The sequence below is a fragment of the Thalassotalea sp. PS06 genome (genome assembly GCF_007197775.1).
In the GTDB taxonomy this organism is placed as follows: domain Bacteria; phylum Pseudomonadota; class Gammaproteobacteria; order Enterobacterales; family Alteromonadaceae; genus Thalassotalea_A.
Genome location: NZ_CP041638.1, coordinates 127673 through 143255, shown reverse-complemented (window position 1 = coordinate 143255; position 15583 = coordinate 127673). Strand labels below are relative to the sequence as shown.

The window sequence follows — 15583 nt, the reverse complement described above, 5'->3', positions numbered from 1 at the left end:
CTCTCCTGAATTCAGCTCAAAGGTTGGAAATTGAATCCCCGTTGCTTCCATACGGGAATCAGGGTTTCCAGCAATTCGAGACATTGATCGTTATCGTCATGAAATAAAATAATATCGCCATCACGGACCGGCATATCCAGTAACCGCTGGCGTAGTTCCTCCGACCCTTTCTGAGAATAATCCTGACTGTCTACAGACCACAAAACAACGGGTATTCTGCGCTTGATAAGTTGCCATAACAGACTGACCCGCCAGCGGCCATGAGGCGGTCTGAATAATATTTGTTCGGGGTTAATTTCAAATTGGCTCATCAGCTCATTGGTCTGAATAATTTCATCGAGCTGATCTTGGGTTGGCATATATTTAAAACCCTTATGATTATAAGAATGGTTTCCTACAACATGCCCTGCCCCCATCGCCGCGCGCACGATATCAGGATTGCGCGCCATGCGCTTACCAATAAAGAAAAACGTTGCCTTGGTTTCATGGCGAGACAATAGGTCCAGTACCCTGGGAGTTACCTTAGGTGTGGGGCCATCATCAAACGTCAGATACAAACACTTTTCACCTGATTTTCGCTTCGTATAGATTTTGTCATTAGGAAATAAACGCTGAATGATGCGCGATTTTAAACTCATATCGATACCACCGATTTATCTTCGTCCTTGTTTAATGCCTTTTGTATTACCTCTTCCACCTGCTGGATATTCTTACTCCAGTCAAATTGTTTAGCATGTTCGGCTATTTGTGGTGAGGACCAGTTTCTTTGCCAGGCGTTTTGCAGAGCCTGAGTTAACGGTTCGATGGTTTTTGCCGGTACCAGAATACTGGTTTCTTCCGATACAATTTCCGGAATTCCACCGACGTTTGTTGCCACGACAGGCTTTCCGCAGGCCATGGCTTCAAGCAAGATATTGGGTACCCCTTCGGCATAACTGGGTAACACCACAAATCTCGATGCACGTATTTCGGCGGCTACCTGCTGATGGCAAATAGAACCGAGAAAGCGCACCTTCTCAGATGCCGAATGCTGCTGCAGATATTCACGCATCGTCGCTTCCATTGCACCTTGACCGGCTATCACCAACTCGGCTTCTGGTTCTGATTGAATTAACTGGCAATAACTTTTAACAAGTTCCATCACTCCTTTATTGGCCTTCAAATTACCAACATAAAGAAGCTGATTCGATGGTTTCCGATCGCCAACATCCGGATAAAACACTTCCTGGTCAACGCCGTTATACACTAGGCTAATATTGCCCTCAGGAACGCCCATCGCTATCAATTTTTGCCGTAATGCGTTACTAACCACAAACACTTTTGCGGCTCGATTAGCCGCCCAAACAATTTGTTTGGCACGCCATTTATCTTTGCCAAAATCATTAACATCGCTGCCATGGACTTTGATGAAGAACGGGCAACCGAGAAACTTTGCCAACATTGCGGTTGCAACACCTTCTGGATAGGCCCAACTTGCAAACAGAGCGTCAGGTCGCTGACGCCGAATCCAGCCCAACGAGGTAAAAAGTAGGGAATACAGCATGAAAACACTGAAAAACGGATAAGCCACTTTCGGAGTATAAAAGAAGGGGCGATAACGGACCTGCTCTCCCCCTTCTCGTTTTTGCGCTTTTGATAATTTAAACCATTGCGGCCAAGCGACGGGGACCAGAATTTTCAGCGGTAAGCGTTTTGCCAGGCGCTGGAATTGTTGTTTGTTAAACGTTGCCCGGTTTGGGTCCCATGAAGAGGGATATAGATTGGTGATGATAATCAGACCTGCCATTATAACTCCGATATCGTCACACGATGTTTACCAGTGCTGGTCAGGGGAATATCATTCACCTGATGGTAAGCCACTTCGAGCTTTTCACCTAATGCCTGGCGAATATGGCCATCAATGGAATCGAGCACTGAAGACTCGAATTTTTCATTGGCGACAATAAAGATATCCAATGTCGACAAGGTTTTCTGACGTACCTGAAACCTCTCAATACCCTTATAGTCTTTTAGCAAATGAGGGAAAAACTCACCTGGGAGTATTTGCCCTTTCGGAGAACGGATGATATCCAGTTTGCGGCCGCTTACGTTTTCGAGAATTGGCAACGGGTTACCACAGTTACACTGTCGCTCAGAAATAACCCCCTGATCGCCATTCACATAGCGAATAAGTGGCATTCCGTAATTGAAAAGGTCAGTGATAACAATGTCACCTGTAGCGTTCTTAATGCGGTTACCGCTGTCATCTATGGTTTCGATAACCAACTGATCAATGTTCATGTGCAAGCCGTGTTGCTGAGAACATTCGGCGGCGATGAGCATAAATTCCCGGCAACCATAGGTGTTGAGAACCTGACAGCCAAATGCCTTTTCGATTTCCTGGCGCTGATACTCTAATAACGCTTCAGCCCCGGTAAGAATCACTGCAGGCTGATGTAAACGAATACCCTGCTCATTGATGTATTTAGCAAGGCGGTATAAAGGCGCAACATAAGCGACGACGGCGTTTGGCTTGTAGGCATTGAAATCAGCGACATAATCTTCAAAGTTATCTCGACTCAAGGCAAAAGAATTGGCGATTTTGCGATGATAAAAACGATGAAATAAATCGTCCTTTAGTTTTGCTTTCCAGCTTTGCTGGCCAAGTTCAACACCCCAGAGATACCAGGTTCTGGTGCCAATATTGACGCCACCCCAGCCGTAACCTCGCCACATAATTGCCTGGCGGGTTTCATAGCTACCTTTATCTAACTCAAAATGAAAGGGACGCCCGGTCGAGCCGCCGGTAGATTTCTTATAATTACTGGCACGTTTTGATTCAGGCACCAGCTGCTGGTAATGGTCTTTGACATTTTGCTTGGTCAACAGTGGCAGCTGTTCAAGTTGGTCAAGGCAGGTTAAGTCCTGGGGATGAAAACCGATGTCACGCCATTGCTGCTGGTAATAGGGAACATGTCGATAGCTGTAATCGACAAGGTTTTTAAGATTCTGTAATTGATACTGTTCAATCTTTTCCAGAGGCCATTGCAGACGCTGTTCAGCTGCCGACAATAGTGACGATGTGCGTCGCCCTTTGAAACGCTCGTACCCTGGAAATAAAACCGATTTGAAGAAAGTACTGTAAATATCCATTTCTACAATTCATTTATTATTGATTACTTGTCCATTGAGTATAGACAATTGCAATTAACTTGCTCTGCTCAGGGCAAGTTTTGTAAATAAAAGCAGTTCGTTACAGCAGACGCTCAGAAATAGCCGTTATTTGGTAACTTGTTTTGACTTTAACTGCCCCTGTCTGAACTGATTCAGCATATCGGCAAGTTTTTCCTTTACGCCTCTGTCCAGTAACAAGAAATAGTTAACCAGGGCCATCACCGGAAACAGGATTAATCCATAAACAATGAATGTTCCCCAACCCGGGGTTGCGTATTGTAAGATCCAGGTTTTAATCGGATATCCGAAGCCAAAAACAATCACTGCCGCTGATAAAAAGCGAAAATAAATCGGCCACAACCGAAAGCCACAATAGTGTTTGAGCAAATAGCATTTGATTACTAATTCAGAAACCAAAAATCCAATTGGAGTTCCCATCGCCACCCCAATCAGGCCATAGTCCTGGGCCAGATAAATCGACAATAAAATATGGACTATCGCACCTATCAGGTTCGCTACCGACAACCACTTGTGATTAGCCTGTGCCAACAAAACATTCTTAATGCCACTACCCGCCGCTATACAAAGATAGCCGAAGACAAAAAATCCGATAAGCTGGGTTGCCGGTAAAAATTGTTCTCCTACCCAAAGCGGAATAAACAGTGGACTTAAAACAAACAGGGGCATGAAGAATGTCGCGCAGATAAAGATGTTGAGGCTAGTAACCTGATGGAAAAATCGTTCCATATTCGCGCCGCGGGCAAACATCCGGGTAAATATCGGCTGGAATATGCCCGAGACTGAGCCGACAAATGCTTCTACATGATGGGCAAGACGATTGGCAATGCTGAACATAGTAACCGAGGCGACATCAAAGATTCGCGTCACAATCACCGGATCAGATTTAGCATTGATGGTCCGGGCTATGCCCAGCGCCACCACATGTTTAGAGAAATGAAACAGGTTACTGAATTCAGCGCGACTGATCAGCGACTTGCTAAAACGTAATTGCGGGTAGTTTTTGCGGACCCAATATAATTTATAAGTGTTGGTGATTGCGTCTGCAGCTAATGTTGCGGCGACGGCGCCAAAAATGTCCATCGACGGTAAGAAAACAAACACACCAAGCGCTTTCAGGATCGCATTTAGGGAAGAAATATTGGCATCAATATCAAATCTGAGCACTGCCGCATAAAAACCATGCAGGCAATTCATTAAAAAGCCCCAAATAATTTTTAATGTGAAAAAGTAAAAACAATAAGTGACGGTGACTTCCATCGGACCCGGTACCCCAAGCCATTGCGGAAACTGCGCAAGAACCAGTAATCCACCAGCAGCCAGGAGGCCAAGCGCAAAGAATAAAGCGATTGAAGTCGAGAAAACCCGGTTAACCTGGTCATTGTCATTTTCTTCAAGCGCCAAAGTAATATTGCGCTGCACCGCCACAGGAAACCCAAGGTTAACCACGTTAAACCAGGTGAGAACGGAGAGAATCAAAATCCAAAGGCCATAACCATCCTCACCAAGATGGTTAATCATAAATGGCGTTAACAATAACGAGATGAATAGCAGTACAAAGCGCTCCAGAAACCGGAACGCTGTACTTTTAAGGAGAAGCTCTTTCATCAATTATCAGTTCTTAACCTGCTCACCGGCAGCAATTGCCGCACTTACGCCTTGCTTCAGGCCAACCTGCGGTTGCCAATGCAAAACCTGCTGAGCTTCGCGGGTATCGAATTTCGGTGATGCGGAAATCGAACGTAAGCGATAAGAAAGGTGAGGATTACGTTTCAGGCCAATTGAACAGAGCTTATCCAAAACCCAAAACGCAGATTTATAAACCGCCAGCGGAACCGGAATTAACCGCTTTTTCCTGCCATTTTCATTGAGAAGTTCGATATATTCTCGCTGTGTTGGATAGTCATCATCGACCAGATTAAATATTTTCAGAGCTCCTTCACTGTGTTTGAGTGCCGCAACACAGGCATCGACGACATTTTCCACATAAACCAGCGGCAGGCGTCGGTCACCCATACCGATTGAGATCAGATAGTTATCTCCAAGAGATATCCCCAGGTCGTTCAAACAGGGATCTAAGCCCGGACCATAAATTAACCCTGGGCGGAAAATGGTAACCTGAGTACTTTCATGTTCGGCAGCGAAGCTTCGCACCGCCTGTTCGGCCTGCCATTTCGCATGGGAGTAATTACCACGGTTTTGCGGCTCGCGCTCGAACTGAAACGTTTCGTCTACTTTGTTGCTAAAGCGATAATCATCACCGTGATAAACGTTTAGCGTACTGATATAAATAAGTTGTTCGATATTGTGAGTTGAACAGGCTGCGAGCAAATTATTGGTGCCGGTAACTGTGGTATCTAAGTGATAATGCCAGCTACCCTGCATTGCGGCCGCCAGATGGAATACTTTTTTAACATTTTCACAGGTACGAGAAACCAGTTTGCCATCATAGATATCACCAATCACTACCTGTAACTGTTGTTCATAGTTCTGCCAACTTTCCGGCAGAGGTTTATTGGAATGCAGTAACACTCGAACGGTTCGTCCTTGCTGCAATAATCTGGAAACTAAAGATTGACCAAGAAAGCCGCGAGCGCCCGTGACCAGTACATCGGCTGGTGGTAATTGAATATCTTTACTTTCTTCTGGTTGAGAAATAAATGCCGTTTCCCGCTCCATTATTTCCAGATAACGCCGAGCATCAATGGCAAAGTCATTACTCATTTGTTCAGAATAGAAATCTTTAATAACTCTATCCAGACCAGCATAGGGATCGAGCCGCTTAAGCAGAAATTTGACCACTGCAGCCGATGTTCCCCATAGCAATTGCCAGGCACCATGCAGATTTCCCGTTACCCGGGAGATGGCATTAGGCAGTGAACTGACGCTTTGATAGCTAATGATGAAGTTACGAAAATCAAGGTTAACAGCGCCCCTTTCACATTCGATTTCCAGTTCATTTTTCAACGGTAAGGTATTCAGGTTCATGTGAGCACTGGCAAAAATCCCCCGCTGATTGTTCAGCAACAACTGGTAATCATGAACTTTGTTATCAAAAGCTGTGACCTGACTGGCTTGATAACTTAATGGTCCGGTGAACTGCTCCATAGCGCTGAACACGTGAGGCGCAATATCAAACACCGGGCCACCCGGAAGCTTTTCCATCCAGCGACTGGTAGGGTCATATTTACGGTTATCAAAGTAGTCAAAACTATAGCGACCCTTTACTGCTTTTACGGCGCCAAATTGTTTCTTTTCAATGAGCTGTCTCGCCTGCTCAACCATAGGATCAAAACTGCGCATATGATTGACCGTCAGCTTCAGTTTATTCGCCTCGGCATCCGACAATAAATCAGCAACTTCTTCACTGGTCATCGCCAGCGGCTTTTCAACCAAACAATGGATCCGGCTGGCCAACAGCTTTTTACACAATCCATAATGGCTGCCAGGGGGCGTTGTTATGTGAGCGTATTCGGGCTGAAATACATTCAACATTTCGTCAATGCTCTGAAAACTGGCACTGATATCCAGTTCCTTAGCGAATTGTTCGAGCCGCTGGGGATCAATATCGACGATAGCCAATGCTACTTGTGGATTTAGTTTACGTAATTTGTGCACGTGAATACGGGCTAAATTACCACACCCTATAATAACGGTTCTCATTATTGCTCCATGGAATTTTTATTTTTAAGAATTGCCTCTACATGCTGGCAGACTTTGCTATATCTCGATTCCCAAGTGTCCTTCTCTACCACTTTCTGACGCTGAACACTTGCTTGCGGGTTATCATTCGTAATTGCCAACTCGACCAATTTCGCAAATTCCTCATAATCCTGAGCGATATTGACAACCTCATGATATTTATCGATTTCCGGACAACTCACCGAAACAACTGGTTTTCCTGTTGCCAGATACTCCCGCAGCTTCAACGGGTTGGAATTAAACACCTGATCATTAAGCACATAAGGGATAATTGCGACGTCAAAGCGACGGGCAAAATCCGGTAACTGTTCATAGGCACGTTGGCCGATAAATAAAACATTGTCGGGAATATCGAATTGTTTAAGGTCGACGGTAACCCTGCCGATGAGTAAGCAGGTCGCCTGGGGAAGTTTGCGAGCGACAAAACATATCAACTCGATATCTATCCAATATTCAATCAATCCAAAGAAACCGATAACCGGGCCAGAAATATTTGCCAGTTCATCGGGAATTGGGCCAGGTTGATTTGCCTGAGAGAAATGGGCAACATCGACACCATGCGGGCTTAACAATACATGTTGATATTGCTTTCGTTTTCTTTCAAATAGCGGCATTGAAGGTGTGAAAATTAAATCCGCTTGTTGGCTTAACTGGTGATCGAGTCCCACGATTCGGTTCTGATTTACCCCCGGCAGTGATGAAAAATCATCAACACAGTAATAGATAATTGCTTGTGGATAGAGCTGTTCAATGACTTCTGCCAATGTTGGTACGGTACACCAGACTATTGGGCGAGAACCAAAGCCAAGCTGTTCGCTTCTCGCGGTTATTTTTGCGATAGCACGCTTTTTATTGAAACGGCTAATCCACCAGGTAGACGGGAATGGTAATAAAAACAACGTCAGCAGATTAAAGTCATTTGCTTGTTTGGCAGGTTTTGGCTTAAAGGCTTTCTGTAATCGGCTAAAAATCTTCTTCAGATCGGAGATAGAAAAGCGAGGCATGCGCAGCCCAGCAGCTTCAACATAAAGCAAATTATGTTGAGCAGCGAGTCGTTTTGCGATGTGATGACTACTGGTGCGATTGTCCGTACTGTACTCATTACCGATGTAAATAACATCCCATTTGTTATTCATTGCTTGATAATTCTGTGATTGTTTTAATTCTTGGTTACCTTTGAGTATATGGCAGATCCGAAAACCTGCTACTTTGATGCAAAAATAATTTTAAGTTCATTTATTTGCAGATATGCAGCAGGAAAAACCTTTTATTTAGGCGAGGTTAGCTAGGGTTTGGCTTTTTGCTGAAGTAACTAAAGCATCTTCGATGCGAGTATTATTGAGGCTTGAGGTAAGAATTCGCTACGATCGGATTATCACTAAACTATCGCCGCTAAAGAGGCAACAATTACGGCATTAAATGCAAGCAAAGAATCCTGTGGAGAATTATTTTTCGTTGTCGCTACTAAAATTCATTTCTTGATATATATTTTATTGAATAACAATGAATAAATCAGGGGATGAAAATGGAGTTCGTGTTTTGGATAGCTGTGCTAGCAATTCTTTATAGCTACCTGATTTATCCAGTTCTCTGCTTTATCTTTGCCAAATTCTTTGGAACCGAGACATCCGTATCCGCGCTTAACGACGAGCAATTACCTGCTGTCAGTGTAGTCATTGCCGCATATAATGAAGAGCATTGCATTGCCGAGCGTGTCGAAAACCTTCTCAATCAAGATTATCCATTGCAAAAGCTTCATATTTTTATCGGCTCAGATGGTAGCATTGACGCAACTAACGCCATTCTGGAAACGCTTGAACACCCCTGCCTAAATATAAGCTTATTTAGCCCAAACCGCGGAAAAGCGAGTACGTTAAACGATTTGCTGACTCAGGTTGAAACCGAAATCGTGGTTTTTTCTGATGCCAATACCCAATTTGAGGCCAATGCGATACGCGAGTTGGTAGCCGGTTTTTCCGATCCAAGTGTTGGTGCCGTTTGTGGCGAGCTCGAGCTATACAATCTTGGTACCAACGCCAACAAAGATAACCTTTACTGGCGCTATGAGCAGTTTATTAAATATCAGGAAAGTAAGCTTGATGCCCTGTTAGGAGCCAACGGCGCAATCTATGCCATACGCCAAGAGCTGTATACTCCAATTAGTGCCAACACCATAGTAGACGATTTTCAAATCGTGATGAATATAGCCAGACAAGGCCGCAAGGTAGTTTATCACCGTGGCGCTAAAGCCAGAGAAGAAGTGGCACCAAGTGCCCAGGATGAAGGCAAGCGTCGAATACGAATAGGCGCTGGCAACTATCAGGCATTCAGCAACCTGTTTTGGCTACTCAACCCCAAACAAGGCTGGCGATGTTTTGCTTATTTTTCCCATAAAGTATTACGTTGGTTTACCCCACATCTTATGGTATTAGCCCTGGTCAGCAATTTCCTGCTCGCTACCGAAACGTTTTATTTTGGATTCCTGTTACTTCAAGTCACTATTTATGGGCTCGGTATTTGGGGAATTAAAAAAATCGATCAAGGACAAACCACCCCCTGGTTCATCACATTCATTGCGTTTTTTTTGCGCCTGAACACCGCCTTAATGCAAGGCTTTGTTCTGTTTAGTCGACGAAACTTAACTGGCACTTGGCAAAGGACTTCCCGCTCATGATTTATTTGTTACTGGCATTGTTGATCGCTTTAATCGGGTGTGTAACATTGGTCATATACAAAAAAAACCTTAACCTCTGGCTAGGGCATTTTTTAAAAAGAAAGCTGACTGGCCATTGGCACCACTATGGAAAGTCCAACAAAACGACTCATGTAATGTTTTGTTTTGTCGACCACTACGAACCCCAGTGGGGAAAAAATATCAGTATTGAACAGGAACGTGCCCGAGTTGACCGTTGGTTGTATGAATATCCGGAAGTTGCACGCAAATTCAAAGACGCTGATGGCCACCCACCCAAACATAGTTTTTTCTACCCGGAAGAAGAATATCGTCGCGAGCATCTGGACAAAATTGCCTACATCTGTGCTCAAGGGTTCGGTGAAATTGAAGTGCATCTTCATCATCACGATGATACTAGCGAAAATTTGCGAAACACATTAAACCGATTCACCGAAACTCTGCATGAGAATCATGGCGCGTTTTGTCGAAATCCAGAAAGCGGGCATCTTGAATATGCCTTCATTCATGGTAACTGGTGCCTTAATAACTCCCGTCCCGATGGCAAATTATGCGGTGTCAATGACGAGCTTATCATTCTCAAAGAAACGGGTTGTTTCGTTGATATGACGTTTCCGAGTGCACCAAGTGACACACAGCCGGCTTTTGCAAACGAAATCTATTACGCCAAGGATAATCCGGGTCACCCAAACTCTCACAACGTTGGCAAACCTGTCGAGCGAAATGGTGAGCCCTGGGGCGATTTGATGCTGATTACCGGGCCGCTGGCATTAAATTGGCGACGTTTGAAAAAGAAGATTTTTCCACAAATAGAGAATTCAGATATACGTGGCAATATGCCACCGACAGCGGACAGAATCGACTTATGGATGAATACACAAATTAGTGTAAAGAATAAGGAAGACTGGTTATTCGTTAAGGTCCATACCCATGGCACCCAGGAAGAATCCATGGACACCCTTCTTGGTGAGCCATTTGCCGATATGTGTCGATATTTGGAAAATAAATACAATGATGGTAAAAAATATAAACTGCATTATGTTTCTGCCCGCGAGATGTATAACATAGTCAAAGCTGCGGAGGCCGATGTGCAAGGAGAGCCAGGCGACTATCGCGATTTTATTATTCCCAAACCCGAATATAAAGTTGCCGATATTTTCAAAGAAGAATTAAAGCATAAGGCATAGAATGGATTACAAAGCAGACATATTTAAATATTCCGGGCTGGGTTGGCTGTTATGGCGGTTTCGTCCTGATGGGCTCTATGGATTTAATTATCATCGCATCGGTGATCCTGCAGATACCCAATATGATCCAAATCTGTTTAGCTGCAGTGCTGAACAATTTGAAACCCACCTGAAATTTTACAAACAAAACTTTGATGTTGTCAGTACCAAAGAGCTAATTGCGCTGATGCGCAATGATACGCCAATCAAGGAACGATTAGCCGTAATCACTTTTGATGATGGCTATCACGATAATTATCAATATGCGTATCCACTGCTGAAAGCGGCAAATGTGCCGGCAACGTTTTTCATTGCGACCGATTTTATCGACAACCCGAGTGTTCCCTGGTGGGATGAGGTTGCCTGGTTATTGAAAAATACCCAGGTAAGTTCGGCTCTACTGAATAAATGGCAACTCCCTATTAAATGGCCAGAATTACCAGAAACGGAAAAAATTCGGGTTATGCTGCGGTATATCAAGCAAAACCATCGGGTAACGATGCCTGACAAGCTGGCGATGCTGCGCCAGGCTTGTGGCATTGATGAGAATGAAGTAACGATGTCACAATCTTTGTTTATGGATTGGAATATGCTTCGAGAGGTCATTGCTAATGGCGTTTCTATCGGCTCGCAAACCTGTAGCCATCAGATACTGTCTCACCTCGAAGAAGAGCAGCAGGAAAAAGAGATAATTAATTCCAAGCTGCGCCTCGAAGAGCAGCTTGGCAGCACCATAAATACCTTCGCTTATCCGGTGGGTGGTGAACATACCTATAACCAAACAACAATGAACTTATTGCGTAAAAGTGGTTATCAACTGGCCTTTACCTTCCTACACAACTACTGTACGAACTTACTGGAAAACCGCTTCGAACTGCCGCGGTTTTCCGTTGATAATCAATGCTCGGTGGGTGATTTAAAATACAACGTCAGTAAAAATATGTTTAACCACAGGTTATCGCCCTTTTCCAAGGATAACCACCTCAGCGGTTTGTATCAGGATAAGTAAGTCCATTAAAAAACTTCTATGCTTGATATAGTACAGGTCATACTTAAGTTTTTCCTGGGCATCTTCATCACTGGAGCCGTAAGGGTATTTCAATTGTGCCCAGCCAGTAAGACCTGACTTAACGTTATGGCGCTCGTAGTAGTATGGAATAACCTTTTGCAGATGACTCACAAACTCCGGACGCTCTGGGCGCGGGCCAACAAAACCCATATCTCCGATAACAACGTTATAGATTTGCGGTAACTCATCGATGCGGTACTTGCGGATGAACTTACCAACCTTAGTTACCCGGTCATCTTCTTCAGAAGACCATTTAATGCCATGGCGTTCAGCGTCGACTTTCATGCTGCGAAATTTCACGATTCGGAATATTTGGCCATTTAACCCAACCCGCTCCTGCCAGTAAAAACCCGGCGCACTGATGCCGTCTTCAAGCTTAATCGCCAGGTAGGCGAGTAACATTATTGGCCAGGTTAGCAAGAACAATATAAACGCCAAGGATGCATTAAACAGCCAGTCGAGGTTATTGCGAATTTCATTGGAAGATGAGAAACCCTCAGAAAAAATGAGCCAACTAGGATAGATCAGGTTAACAGCAATTTGTCCGGTTTCCGCTTCAAAGAAGTCAAGGATATCTGAAACCACGACACCTCTTAACTTACAGGAAAACAACTCTTCAACGGGCAAATTATCGCGGCGTTCATCAGTGGCGATGACAATTTCATGAATATTTTGACGAACGACATACTCCGACAAAGGCATGTCGAGATCGATGATTTTATCCTCTGGGATCTGAGCTTTTGCATCGCCCGGCATGCGACTGTAGCCAACCAGATTAAAGCCCTGGCGGTCGATTTTTCGACGCATTCGGTTTTCGATGATAGTCGCCCTTTCGCCAGAACCAAGGATTAATACGTTACGCTTGGCGAATCCAAGAAAGTTAACCTTCAAGAACAGGGTTCTGAGTAATAACGTCGTAACAAAGCTATATAAGCAGGCATTAAATAGCGTTTGCGTCAGGTAATAAGACTGTTTAAATAATGTCTGTACCAACATTAAGAATAAAAAGCTAAGCGCAGTGGCCAATATTAATCGACGCACCATGCCCCACCATTTATCTCTTAACTTAGGCTTATATAAGCCAAGTCCAAGAAACGCCAGCTGCATCACAAACGCAAAAAATAATGAGTAACCTAGTACCTCTAAATTATTGAAGTGCTGCAGCACAAACTGGTTACTTATGGCAAATGTAATGAAGAAAATAGAGAAGTCGGTAAGAATCAACAGCCTCAATAGGACTGCATAATAATTAGTGTTTTTATTTTGCACGAGAGCTACCCCGGATTCCTTTATTGTTTTGGTTAGTATGGGAAAAATCCCTTTTTCACCTTAACTATAGTTCAAGAAAACAGACCCCCAAGATTATTTTTCGATCAAAATTTGCGCAAAATTTAAATCTATGAACTAACCTTTGTATAAACCAAAAATAATCTTTAGCAATGAAGGCATTAAGTTATGGCGAAAGGAACTTTGACTATACGAAAGATAATGGTTGCTATTGTCTTTTTAGGGATAATAACTGGATGTAGTTCAAATCAATCATTACCCTCTGCAACAGTCCGCCCCGCTCAAACAGAAACCGCGGATTCCTACAACTATTTAATCGGTCCTGGTGATCAGTTGAATATCTTTGTCTGGCGCAATCCAGACGTTTCAGGCAGTTTTATTGTCCGTCCTGATGGCAAAATCACCACATCGCTGGTTGAAGACATCATGGCATCCGGTAAAACACCTACTCAGCTAGCTCGTACTATTGAAGAGCAGCTATCCACTTATCTGAGAGAGCCCATAGTAACGGTTACCGTAAACCGCTTTATCGGCCCCTACAGTGAACAGATTCGCGTTATTGGTGAAGCAGCACAGCCAAGAGCTGTCAGCTATGGCCAAAACATGACCCTCCTTGACGTGATGATTGCAGTCGGCGGCCTGACACAGTTTGCCGATGGTAACCAATCCGTTCTGGTTCGAGTCGAAAATGGCGAACAGAAGCAATACTTGCTCAATATTGAAGACCTTATTAAGGACGGCGACATCAGCGCTAATGTAGATGTGTTACCGGGCGATATTATCGTGATTCCGGAAGCATGGTTTTAATTTTCAATAAAAAGAACTCACATCATGTACGAACAAATTGAAAAAATTAAGGAAATACTGCTGGGTGTATGGGGCAAAAAGCACTACATCCTGATAGCAACCTGGATTATCTGTCCTGTCGGTTGGTTAGCAGTAAGTGCATTACCGGACAAATATGAGGCAACAGCACAAGTGTATGTTGATACACAGTCATTGCTGCGCCCATTAATGGAAGGATTAATGGTGGAAACGGACCCCGACTATCAAGTTCGCCTGATGGTGAAAACCTTATTGGGTCGCCCTAATCTTACCAAAATTGCTCGCATGACAGATCTCGATTTACAGGCAGAGGACTCTGAAGAGTTTGAAGCCATTATCGAAGATTTGAAAACCAATATGACGATCGAACCTGTTGGCAAAGAAAATATCTTTAATATTTCTTACGAAGGTAAAGATCCACTCATCGCGAAAAATATTGTCCAGGCGGCACTTACCGTATTCATTGAAAATACGCTAGGTGAAACCCGAAGCGATACGGATACGGCGCAAAAATTCCTGGATAAGCAGATTCGCGATTACGAAAATCGTTTGGTCGCCGCTGAAAAACGACTCACCGAGTTTAAGAAACGCTACACTGGCGTATTGCCAACCAACAACGGTGGTTTTTACAGCGCCCTGAATGCGGCGAAAAATCGCCTTCGGGAAACAAATCTACAATTGATGGAAGCCCAGGGCCGACTTGAATCCGCCCGCGGTCAACTATCTCAGGAAGATCTCTCTTCGGGGCAAGCCCTGTCAGAAAACATCCTGGATAATGATTCTATCGCCACTACCTATGATGAGCGTATTCAGGGCCTGAAAACCAACCTTGATACTGCACTGATAAGCTATACCGAAAAACACCCTGATGTTATCGAAATTCGTCGTCGCCTAGATGAGCTGAGCCGCCTTCGTAAAGAAGAAATCGAAGCTTACTATCTGGCTCTGACCACGGAAAGTGAAGATGGTGAAAGCGTTAATTTAAGTGCCGCCAACGCCAGCCCCGTGTATCAGGAAATGCGCATTTTGGTTAATCAGATAGAGAATGAAATCGCTTCTTTACAGGTTCGTGCAAATAACTATCAGTCTCAGGTTGATGAATTGACTGAAAAAATTCGCACAATCCCTGATATCGAAGCGGAGCTGGTAGCACTAAACCGCGGCTACGAGATCAACAAGAGCAAATATGAAGAACTATTATCCCGTAAAGAAACCGCATTAATGGCAAAACAAGCCGATGCGACCTCGGATAAAATTCAGTTCCGCGTTATCGACCCGCCGCAAGTACCTTCTGAGCCAAGCGGCCCATATCGCATCATCTTTTATCTTGCAGTGTTAGTTGTTGGTGTCGGCGCAGGTGCAGGTGCAGCCTTCATGATGACTCAGGCAAATCCAGTGGTAGTTTCTTCAAATCAATTGTCTCGCGCACTAAATATGCCGGTGATGGGCGTTGTAACCGCCGCGAGTTCGATTGGTCTGGTTGACAAGGAAAAACGCAAGACTCGGATGTTCATTATATCCAATGTGTTGTTACTGGTACTGCTTGCTGGATTTATTGGATATTCAACGTCCAGCCAGGCTCCACAAACTCAACAAACGAAGGTGTATTAA

The 15583-nt window shown here is 44.1% G+C and carries 12 protein-coding genes; 5 read left to right on the top strand and 7 right to left on the bottom strand.

Annotation, left to right across the window (positions count from 1 at the left end):
- Positions 1-11 precede the first annotated feature (11 nt).
- The 6 genes from FNC98_RS00640 to FNC98_RS00615 form a co-directional block, all read right to left on the bottom strand.
- Positions 12-638, bottom strand: coding sequence for a polysaccharide deacetylase family protein (locus FNC98_RS00640; protein ID WP_143579443.1), 627 nt, complete (start codon positions 636-638; stop codon positions 12-14).
- On the bottom strand, positions 635-1786 hold the full coding sequence (locus FNC98_RS00635) for a glycosyltransferase family 4 protein (protein ID WP_143579442.1): 1152 nt from the start codon (positions 1784-1786) through the stop codon (positions 635-637). The genes FNC98_RS00640 and FNC98_RS00635 overlap by 4 nt, the downstream gene beginning before the upstream one ends.
- Complete coding sequence (locus FNC98_RS00630; RefSeq protein ID WP_143579441.1) at positions 1786-3132, bottom strand: phenylacetate--CoA ligase family protein; 1347 nt, start codon at positions 3130-3132, stop codon at positions 1786-1788. Before FNC98_RS00630 ends, FNC98_RS00635 begins: the two co-directional genes overlap by 1 nt.
- Before the next feature lie 126 nt (positions 3133-3258).
- Positions 3259-4779 (bottom strand): lipopolysaccharide biosynthesis protein, encoded by a 1521-nt coding sequence (locus FNC98_RS00625; RefSeq protein WP_143579440.1) that lies wholly within the window; start codon positions 4777-4779, stop codon positions 3259-3261.
- A 6-nt stretch (positions 4780-4785) separates the two neighbouring features.
- Positions 4786-6834, bottom strand: a complete 2049-nt coding sequence (locus FNC98_RS00620; protein ID WP_143579439.1) for an NAD-dependent epimerase/dehydratase family protein — start codon at positions 6832-6834, stop codon at positions 4786-4788.
- Positions 6834-8009, bottom strand: coding sequence for a glycosyltransferase (locus FNC98_RS00615; RefSeq protein ID WP_143579438.1), 1176 nt, complete (start codon positions 8007-8009; stop codon positions 6834-6836). The genes FNC98_RS00620 and FNC98_RS00615 overlap by 1 nt, the downstream gene beginning before the upstream one ends.
- 389 nt (positions 8010-8398) lie before the next feature.
- On the opposite strand from FNC98_RS00615, the gene FNC98_RS00610 reads away from it, so the two are divergent.
- The 3 genes from FNC98_RS00610 to FNC98_RS00600 all read left to right on the top strand — a co-directional run bounded on the left by FNC98_RS00610 (position 8399) and on the right by FNC98_RS00600 (position 11800).
- Complete coding sequence (locus FNC98_RS00610; RefSeq protein ID WP_260680403.1) at positions 8399-9547, top strand: glycosyltransferase family 2 protein; 1149 nt, start codon at positions 8399-8401, stop codon at positions 9545-9547.
- A gap of 155 nt (positions 9548-9702) precedes the next feature.
- On the top strand, positions 9703-10752 hold the full coding sequence (locus tag FNC98_RS00605; protein ID WP_260680402.1) for a hypothetical protein: 1050 nt from the start codon (positions 9703-9705) through the stop codon (positions 10750-10752).
- Position 10753: 1 nt separating this feature from the next.
- The gene (locus FNC98_RS00600; protein ID WP_143579435.1) at positions 10754-11800 is read left to right on the top strand and encodes a polysaccharide deacetylase family protein; all 1047 of its coding nucleotides are present in this window, start codon (positions 10754-10756) and stop codon (positions 11798-11800) included.
- On the opposite strand, the gene FNC98_RS00595 is transcribed toward FNC98_RS00600, so the two are convergent.
- Complete coding sequence (locus FNC98_RS00595; protein WP_260680401.1) at positions 11747-13129, bottom strand: TIGR03013 family XrtA/PEP-CTERM system glycosyltransferase; 1383 nt, start codon at positions 13127-13129, stop codon at positions 11747-11749. The two genes, FNC98_RS00600 and FNC98_RS00595, sit on opposite strands and share 54 nt — an antisense overlap.
- A 219-nt stretch (positions 13130-13348) precedes the next feature.
- Here FNC98_RS00595 and FNC98_RS00590 point away from each other — a divergent pair, with 219 nt between their 5' ends.
- Both FNC98_RS00590 and FNC98_RS00585 read left to right on the top strand, forming a co-directional pair.
- Positions 13349-13954, top strand: a complete 606-nt coding sequence (locus tag FNC98_RS00590) for an XrtA/PEP-CTERM system exopolysaccharide export protein (RefSeq protein ID WP_409574561.1) — start codon at positions 13349-13351, stop codon at positions 13952-13954.
- A gap of 24 nt (positions 13955-13978) precedes the next feature.
- Complete coding sequence (locus FNC98_RS00585) at positions 13979-15583, top strand: XrtA system polysaccharide chain length determinant (RefSeq protein WP_143579433.1); 1605 nt, start codon at positions 13979-13981, stop codon at positions 15581-15583.